7 protein-coding genes are annotated in these 7,954 nt (G+C 39.2%); 5 read left to right on the forward strand and 2 right to left on the reverse strand.

The genetic code is table 11. From position 1 onward, the window contains the following. Positions 1–122: 122 nt before the first annotated feature. Complete coding sequence (locus JMX91_RS13000; protein ID WP_201549578.1) at positions 123–287, reverse strand: hypothetical protein; 165 nt, start codon at positions 285–287, stop codon at positions 123–125. Positions 288–680: 393 nt separating this feature from the next. On the opposite strand from JMX91_RS13000, the gene JMX91_RS13005 reads away from it, so the two are divergent. Further along, positions 681–890, forward strand: a complete 210-nt coding sequence (locus JMX91_RS13005; protein ID WP_201549579.1) for a helix-turn-helix domain-containing protein — start codon at positions 681–683, stop codon at positions 888–890. 179 nt (positions 891–1,069) lie between these two features. After that, positions 1,070–1,708, forward strand: coding sequence for a hypothetical protein (locus tag JMX91_RS13010; protein ID WP_102092630.1), 639 nt, complete (start codon positions 1,070–1,072; stop codon positions 1,706–1,708). Here JMX91_RS13010 and JMX91_RS13015 read toward each other — a convergent pair. Further along, positions 1,697–2,797 carry a hypothetical protein gene (locus JMX91_RS13015; protein WP_201549580.1) on the reverse strand — a complete coding sequence of 367 codons (1,101 nt, stop codon included), beginning with the start codon at positions 2,795–2,797 and terminating at the stop codon, positions 1,697–1,699. The genes JMX91_RS13010 and JMX91_RS13015 overlap by 12 nt on opposite strands. 334 nt (positions 2,798–3,131) lie before the next feature. Here JMX91_RS13015 and hsdR point away from each other — a divergent pair, with 334 nt between their 5' ends. The 3 genes from hsdR to JMX91_RS13440 all read left to right on the forward strand — a co-directional run bounded on the left by hsdR (position 3,132) and on the right by JMX91_RS13440 (position 7,832). Then, the gene (gene hsdR / locus JMX91_RS13020; RefSeq protein ID WP_201549583.1) at positions 3,132–5,558 is read left to right on the forward strand and encodes an EcoAI/FtnUII family type I restriction enzme subunit R; all 2,427 of its coding nucleotides are present in this window, start codon (positions 3,132–3,134) and stop codon (positions 5,556–5,558) included. 94 nt (positions 5,559–5,652) lie between these two features. After that, the gene (locus tag JMX91_RS13025) at positions 5,653–7,128 is read left to right on the forward strand and encodes an N-6 DNA methylase (RefSeq protein ID WP_201549581.1); all 1,476 of its coding nucleotides are present in this window, start codon (positions 5,653–5,655) and stop codon (positions 7,126–7,128) included. A gap of 2 nt (positions 7,129–7,130) precedes the next feature. Beyond that, positions 7,131–7,832: a hypothetical protein gene (locus JMX91_RS13440; RefSeq protein WP_201549582.1), complete on the forward strand. Its 702-nt coding sequence runs from the start codon at positions 7,131–7,133 to the stop codon at positions 7,830–7,832. Positions 7,833–7,954 lie beyond the last annotated feature (122 nt).

Here is a 7,954-nt window from a genome sequence, read left to right on the forward strand (position 1 = left end):
TGACTAAGCTGATGGCTTCAAGTTTGAATTCTCGGGTATATTGGTTGCGTTTGTTGGTCATACTAGTTTCCTTTTTTAGGGTAGTATAAACCTCTTATGCACTGTCCAAGTTTATTATGCCACTACACTGCGAGTAAAAGTTTATCCACATCGTTAAGCTCAGTGACTGAAGGAATACTGCTCAATTGAGTGTTTCTGCACTGATTGATATGCTCTAGAGCGGTCTGTCTTCTCTCTTCTGCCAAACGGTCTTGTTTAAGACGATACTCTAAGTACTCTTGATCCATTCTTTTTTCAAGCGCCTCCCTGCAATCATCACACCGCCATCTAATAGTATCCAATCGAATTAGCTGTGAACGAGTATAGCAAATCTTAGTTTTACCGCAGTCTATGCATTGACAGTCTAGTACGACAAGATGAGAATTTATTTTAACGATACTAGGTATATCTTGATGCTTAACATCAAACTCTTGACCTATCTCTTTACAGGTATATATAAAACCACTTCGTTTGTCGGCTTCTCTTAGCCAGTATCTCTCACAAATAAGCTTATTGGTCTCTGTAATATCTGACTGATACTCTAGTTTAGTTTTCACGCCCACCTCTCAATACCGACTATATCCCGTGGATATTGTAGCTTACCACTGTGAGTATTGCTATCTTTAGCAGTGGTTAATGAGATGACAACAGATGAGCGTATGATTGCCTTTGGAAAGCGTGTCCGTGAGATGCGAAAAAGCAAAGGAATATCCCAAGAAAGATTGGCGGAGATGGCAGGTATTGATCGTAGCTATATGGGAAATATTGAGCGTGGAGAGAAAAACATTACTCTGAAGAAAGCGTATGAGATATGCGATGCGTTGGATATTGAGATACAAAATTTAGTATAAAATGCTGATTATGTAAGTTTTAGAGGTCTGTGTATATTTTCAAATCACTTTAATTAAACGTAAGTAGTAAATACATAACTCTTCATAATTAATATCAGTTTATAGGTATATTTTAGTAGTCTATAATAAGCTGAAAATTATCGTAAAATACGTTAAATGCTTTTAGAAAAGAGTTCAATATGGTAAAAGACGGTCATGAGTATTGCGTTCAGAATGGATATAACAGATCACATGTAGGTAGATATGTATATGCCTTTGCTACAGCAGTTTCTTGGTTATTGATTTATGCTTTGTTGAAAGTATTTGGTGAGCTCCCATCTCATTGGAATACGATCTTGTCAACGCTTACTACAGGTACACTTTTTTTAGCAGTTTATTTTTTATTCGAGAAATGGATGTGGAAAACCACTCTGTTTTTTAAGATATTAAAATATCCAAACATATCTGGAAAGTGGTCTTGCGATGGAGTTTCAAGCTTTCAACAAGAAGATGATGATATGATCAAGCAAGATTTTAAATGGAAAGGTGACGTCATAATACTTCAAAGTTGGGATAAAGTTAGAATTAGGCTAGAAACAGAGTATTCCGTATCGAACAGTATTTCTGCAGCTATTGTTTATGATGAGATTGATGAATATAAAATACTTTACAGTTATGAAAACCGACCTAAAGACTTAAATCATGCTGAATTACGTATTCACCGAGGATTTGCAGAGCTAACCCTCAATAGAGACAATGAAAGTGCTACCGTCAAGTATTACAATGTTGACGGTAGGAAAACAATAGGAACAATGTTCTGGAAACGACTAACTAGTTAAATAATGAGACTCTAAACTACTATTATATGAATAGCCTAGATCCTTTTTAATCTCTTTCACGAGATTATCTAAAGCTAGGCTCATAGTTGTTAAAGATGATTTCTTATCTTCAGTATCAAAAATTAATCTAGAATTGTCAGGTGTAAATAAAAGATCCCTACGAAAAGAGTTATTATATAAATAATCGAAAAATCTTTGTGTCTCTAATACAACTGCTAACGGGTAATGACTACCTTTTTTTAAGTTATCTAAGTTTGCATGATACATAATAGATGCTATATCAAAGCTACTGAGGTGTATTTTAGAACCTTCTGTAATTAAGTCGGCCTTTAAAGTCTTACACAGCCGTATAGACTTTTTCAGCCCACCCTCTGTTAAATACCTACACCTAGTATCAATAAGGTAAATATGTCTAAAAGGTAAGTTCATCAAAGTAGTTGGAGTTTTACTATCAAGTATGTTGACTCCAAGATCATACGCCTTTTTTTCTTGTTGGTATTTATCTGTTCTTACCCAGTGAGAAGGCACAACATCAACTTCACGTTGAAGCGAACCACCTACTAACTTAATACATTTGGCACCAGTATTGTCAACTGTTACTGCAGGGTAGGCACTTTTTAATTGGGTGTGACATGCTGCTCTTAATTTGCTTATTTCTATAATATCTTGAGAACGCAAAGTTTCCAAATAATGCTCTGATCTATAATGCGACTCATCAATAACAAGTAAATCAACATCACTAATACCCTTTATATGTACGTTCAAAGGTACAGAGCCTTGGAGTCTATACTCAGTATTTATACCATGATTATCCAGCAACCTAGATTTAAGCTGTTTTTGAACTCTAACTGCAGTTTCAACGGATATCTCCGTATAACGCTTTCCTACTTCTTGCATTGCACCTAAAGCATAACGTACAGATGGTTTATCTGATGCGGACTGCCAGCTTTCCATAGACTCTTTTAAGGTATCAAGTTCTCTTTTTAAAACTGTATCTTCATTGAGACCATCAAATGAGTAACTAAAATTAGAACCTTTCCTGCGCTCTTCTAACCTATTTAGACGTTGATTAAAGTTAATGTCGGACATATGTTCCTTAGATTATCAGTTAATTGTGACTAAACGTAGTAGTCATCTGTGAATGTAAGTAGAAGATGAAATGTATACTACCTTAAAATAAATATACAATTATTACCTAATGCTATTTCTTAAAATGGTAACTATTAGAATTAAAGTATAAATTAGTTACCGCTAAGCTAATACCATAGTATTTTTATATCACGTTAATTATGCACTAATATCATATCAAAGGTCTTTAAGTACTTAAGATTGATACTCCAATAGAAAGATAAGACACAACATATGTTAAAGTATAAATTACCCCCAACACTAGCTAGATAGGAAGCCTACTGCCATGGCTGGTATCAACAAATTAGAATTATCCGAAACAGATATTATCAGCAAATTCATTCTGCCTGCCATTAAAAGCTCAGGCTGGGATGACATGACCCAAATTCGCGAAGAGGTGAAGCTTCGTGATGGTAAAGTTATTGTCCGTGGTCAAATGGCAGTGCGTAAGACGGTCAAATCTGCTGATATTGTTCTGTATCACAAGCCTAATCTGCCGCTTGCTGTTATCGAGGCCAAAGCCAATAAACACTCTATTGGTAAGGGTATGCAGCAAGCGCTTGATTATGCTGGGCTGCTCGAAGTGCCGTTTGTGTTTTCATCCAATGGCGATGGCTTTATTTTTCATGATAAAACCAATACCACTATCCTCGAAACAGAGCTTTCATTAGCAGACTTCCCGACACCAGCTGAGCTATGGGATAAGTACTGCCAGTGGAAAGGCTATACGCAGGCACAGCTGCCTATCATCACTCAAGACTACCATGATGATGGCAGTGGTAAGTCACCGCGTTATTATCAGCTACAAGCCATCAATAAGACCATAGAAGCCATTTCTCGTGGACAGGATCGCATCCTGCTCGTAATGGCAACAGGGACAGGTAAAACTTATACTGCATTTCAAATCATCTGGCGTCTGTGGAAGGCTAGAGAAAAGAAACGTATCTTGTTTTTAGCAGATCGTAATATTTTGGTCGATCAAACTCGGGTTAATGATTTTCAGCCTTTTGGTACTGCGATGACCAAAATAGAAGGCCGTACCGTTGATCCAGCCTTCGAGATTCATCTTGGCTTATATCAAGCGTTAACAGGTCCAGACGAGCATCAGAAAGCCTTTAAACAGGTTGCACCAGACTTCTTTGACCTGATTGTCATTGACGAGTGCCACCGAGGTAGCGCTGCTGAAGACAGTGCTTGGCGTGAAATATTGGAATATTTTGATAGCGCCACACAAGTAGGCTTAACAGCGACTCCTAAAGAGACTGAAGAGGTATCTAATTCTTATTACTTTGGGGATCCTGTTTATACCTATACCCTAAAACAGGGTATTGAAGATGGGTTTTTAGCGCCCTATAAAGTGGTTCGAATTGATATCGATGTCGATATGCAAGGCTGGCGTCCAACCAAAGGACAGACAGATAAGCATGGTGAGTTGATTGACGATCGTATCTATAATCAAAAAGACTTTGATCGTAGTCTGGTGATTGATGAGCGTACTGAATTGGTGGCTCAGACCATCACAAGCTACCTTGAGCGTACTGACCCAATGGCCAAAACCATTGTGTTCTGTAATGATATTGATCATGCAGAGCGTATGCGCCGTGCTCTGATTAACTGCAATCCCGAGCAGATCAAAAAGAACGAAAAGTATGTCATGAAAATCACGGGCGATGATGAGTTAGGCAAAGCACAGCTTGATAACTTCATCAATCCAAAGAAACCTTATCCAGTAATAGCGACGACGTCAGAGCTGATGACGACTGGTGTTGATGCCCAAACTTGTAAGCTAATCGTCTTAGATCAAAATATTAAATCGATGACCAAGTTTAAGCAGGTTATTGGCCGTGGCACTCGTATCAATGATAAATACGGCAAGCTATGGTTTACGATTCTTGACTTCAAAAAAGCGACTGAGCTATTTGCAGATGAGCGCTTCGATGGTATTCCTGAACGTATCATGACCGTGACGCCAGCACAAATTAATGAAGGAAGTGCTGAGCTAGACGAAGTGGTCGATGGAGAATCAGACGCAGAGTTAGATATTGCTAATGGTACTGATCTGGCCTATACAACCCAAAGTGATAATAGCGGCTTTGATTTAGGGGCTGGTATGGGTGATGACATGGGTGTCAGTGAGCCCGCAAAAAAATACCATGTGAAAGGTGTATCTGTCCAAGTCATGGCACAGCGTATCCAGTATTATGATACTGATGGTAAGCTGGTCACCGAGTCTTTTCAGGACTATACTCGAAAAACTTTTACAAAGCAGTTCACTAGTTTGGACGAGTTTACCAAGCGTTGGAATGATACTGAGCGCAAACAAACCATCATTGATGAGCTGGCAAATGCTGGTATTATTTGGGAAGCATTACAGGAAGAGGTCGGTTCAGACATGGACCCCTTCGACTTAATTTGCCATGTGGTATATGATCAGCCACCTTTAACCCGTCGTGAACGTGCGAATGAAGTTAAGAAGCGCAATTACTTTACCAAGTATTCAGACACTGCTCAAAAAGTGCTAAATGCCTTGCTCGATAAGTATGCTGATGCGGGTGTAGAAGAGATCGAAAGCCTAAACGTGCTCAAAGTGAAGCCGCTTGATCAGTTAGGTAGTCCGATGGAAATCGTAAAACAAGGCTTTGGTAGTAAAAAAGATTATCATCAAGCCATTAGTGATCTTGAAAACGAGATCTATTGGGCGCCACCACCTAAGCAAGCATAATCTGCCAAGCTAGCACCTAGTCACAAGTTATACATATCTAAGCCTCTTATTGAGGCTTGTTTTATTCCTATCGTTTATTGAGAAAAGAAACAACATGTCGATCAGTTCTATTATTAAGTCTATTCAAGATATCATGCGTCAAGATGCCGGTGTAGATGGCGATGCCCAACGTTTAAGCCAGTTGTCATGGTTATTATTCCTTAAAATCTTTGATGCTCAAGAAGAAGCGCTTGAGTTTGAACAAGAAAACTATAAAACATCCATTCCTGAGCAATATCTCTGGCGTAATTGGGCAGCTAATCCCGAAGGTATCACTGGTGATGAGCTATTAGAGTTTGTGAATGATGAAGTATTCGTTAAGTTAAAGAACCTCACCGCACCAGTAGACACCAACCCACGTGGTTTCGTAGTGCGTCAAGGTTTGAGTGACGCCTACAACTACATGAAAAATGGCACGCTACTACGCCAAGTGATTAATAAACTCAATGAAGTAGACTTTAACCGCTCAGATGAGCGTCATCTGTTTGGTGATATTTATGAGCAACTGCTGCGTGATTTACAGAGCGCAGGCAATGCAGGTGAGTTTTATACGCCTCGTGCGGTGACACGCTTTATTGTTGACCGTGTTGATCCAAAGCTGGGTGAGCGCGTCATGGATCCAGCTTGTGGTACAGGCGGGTTTTTGGCATGTTCGTTTGATCATGTTAAAAACAACTATGTCGAAACTGCTGAAGATCATCAGATACTACAAAAACAAATTTTGGGTGTTGAAAAGAAACAGCTGCCGCATTTGCTCTGTACGACCAATATGATGCTGCATGGTATCGAAGTACCCGTACAGATACGCCATGATAATACTCTCAATAAGCCGCTATCAAGCTGGGACAGTGATGTTGATGTCATCGTAACCAACCCACCTTTTGGAGGCACTGAAGAGCACGGTATCGAAAAGAACTTCCCTGCTGAGTTCCAAACCCGCGAAACGGCAGATTTGTTTTTACAATTAATCATCGAGGTTTTGAAAGATAAAGGCCGCGCTGCCGTCGTGTTACCTGATGGCACCTTGTTTGGTGAAGGGGTAAAAACTAAGCTAAAGAAAATGCTGACAGAGGAATGTAATCTGCATACCATCGTGCGCTTGCCAAACGGTGTGTTTAACCCTTATACGGGCATTAAGACCAATATTCTCTTCTTTACCAAAGGTCAGCCAACCAAAGATATTTGGTTTTATGAGCATCCTTATCCTAAAGGCGTCAAAAACTATAGCAAAACCAAACCAATGAAGTTTGAAGAGTTTCAAACCGAGATTAACTGGTGGGGTGATGAGTCTGAAGACTTTGCCAGTCGTGTCGAAAATGATTACGCTTGGAAGGTCAGTATTGAAGAGGTCATCAAGCGTAACTATAACCTCGATATCCCAAACCCCTACCAAGGCGAGGTAATTGATTATGACCCTGATAAACTATTGGTTGACTATGCCGAACAGCAACATAGTATCGATAGGTTACGTAGCCAATTAAAAGATGTACTGGGCGCTGCGCTGTCTGCTAATACGACAGAGGGCAAATAACTATGAATGAACAGACAAGCTTAGATATTAATCAAGAAGCCGACCAGCCAGAGCAGTTAATCACTGAACATATCGATATTTGGACCAGCGCTATATTGGCTAAATCGACTAGTGGGCGTGGCAGCAGTAAAAAGTATGAGCTATACGGCATTACTAAATTGCGTGAGCTAATCTTGGAGCTAGCAGTACGTGGAAAGTTAGTTCCACAAAATACTGATGATGAGCCTGCCTCTGTTTTATTAGAGAAAGTAGCGGCTGAGAAGGCTCAGTTGATTAAAAAAAAGGTAATCAAGAAGACTAAGCCATTACCCCCTATTAGTAATAATGAAAAAGCCTTCGAACTGCCCCAAGGCTGGCAGAGGGTAAGATTAAACGAGGTACTAAATATTTTCAATGGCAATAGCATCAATGCCAGACTTAAAGAAAGTAAGTATAGTAATGTAACTAACGGATGGCCTTATATCGGTACAAAAGATGTTGGTTATGGTTTTGAGACTTTAAATTATGACAATGGAATAATTATTCCTTATGAAGAGCCCAAGTTCAAAGTAGCCAAAGCAGGTTCAGTTTTAATATGTGCTGAGGGTGGAAGTGCAGGTAAAAAATGTGGAATAACAGATAGAGATATATGTTTTGGCAATAAGCTTTATGCTAATGAAGTATTTCATAAAGACCTCAAACCAGAATTTATACTAATGAACTGAGCTATGCTGAAAAAACTGTAGAACCAAACTTGGTAAACTAACGACTCAATGAGGAGTTTATCATGACTAAGAAAATCAGAACCTATAGTGCAGCATTCAAAGCTGAAGCTGTTAAAAAGATA

Source organism: Psychrobacter sp. Pi2-1, from assembly GCF_904846645.1.
GTDB lineage: Bacteria > Pseudomonadota > Gammaproteobacteria > Pseudomonadales > Moraxellaceae > Psychrobacter.

Coding starts and splice junctions, on each gene's coding strand:
- JMX91_RS13000 (WP_201549578.1), bottom strand. CDS start 287: ATGGATCAAGAGTACTTAGAGTATCGTCTTAAACAAGACCGTTTGGCA.
- JMX91_RS13005 (WP_201549579.1), top strand. CDS start 681: ATGACAACAGATGAGCGTATGATTGCCTTTGGAAAGCGTGTCCGTGAG.
- JMX91_RS13010 (WP_102092630.1), top strand. CDS start 1,070: ATGGTAAAAGACGGTCATGAGTATTGCGTTCAGAATGGATATAACAGA.
- JMX91_RS13015 (WP_201549580.1), bottom strand. CDS start 2,797: ATGTCCGACATTAACTTTAATCAACGTCTAAATAGGTTAGAAGAGCGC.
- JMX91_RS13025 (WP_201549581.1), top strand. CDS start 5,653: ATGTCGATCAGTTCTATTATTAAGTCTATTCAAGATATCATGCGTCAA.
- JMX91_RS13440 (WP_201549582.1), top strand. CDS start 7,131: ATGAATGAACAGACAAGCTTAGATATTAATCAAGAAGCCGACCAGCCA.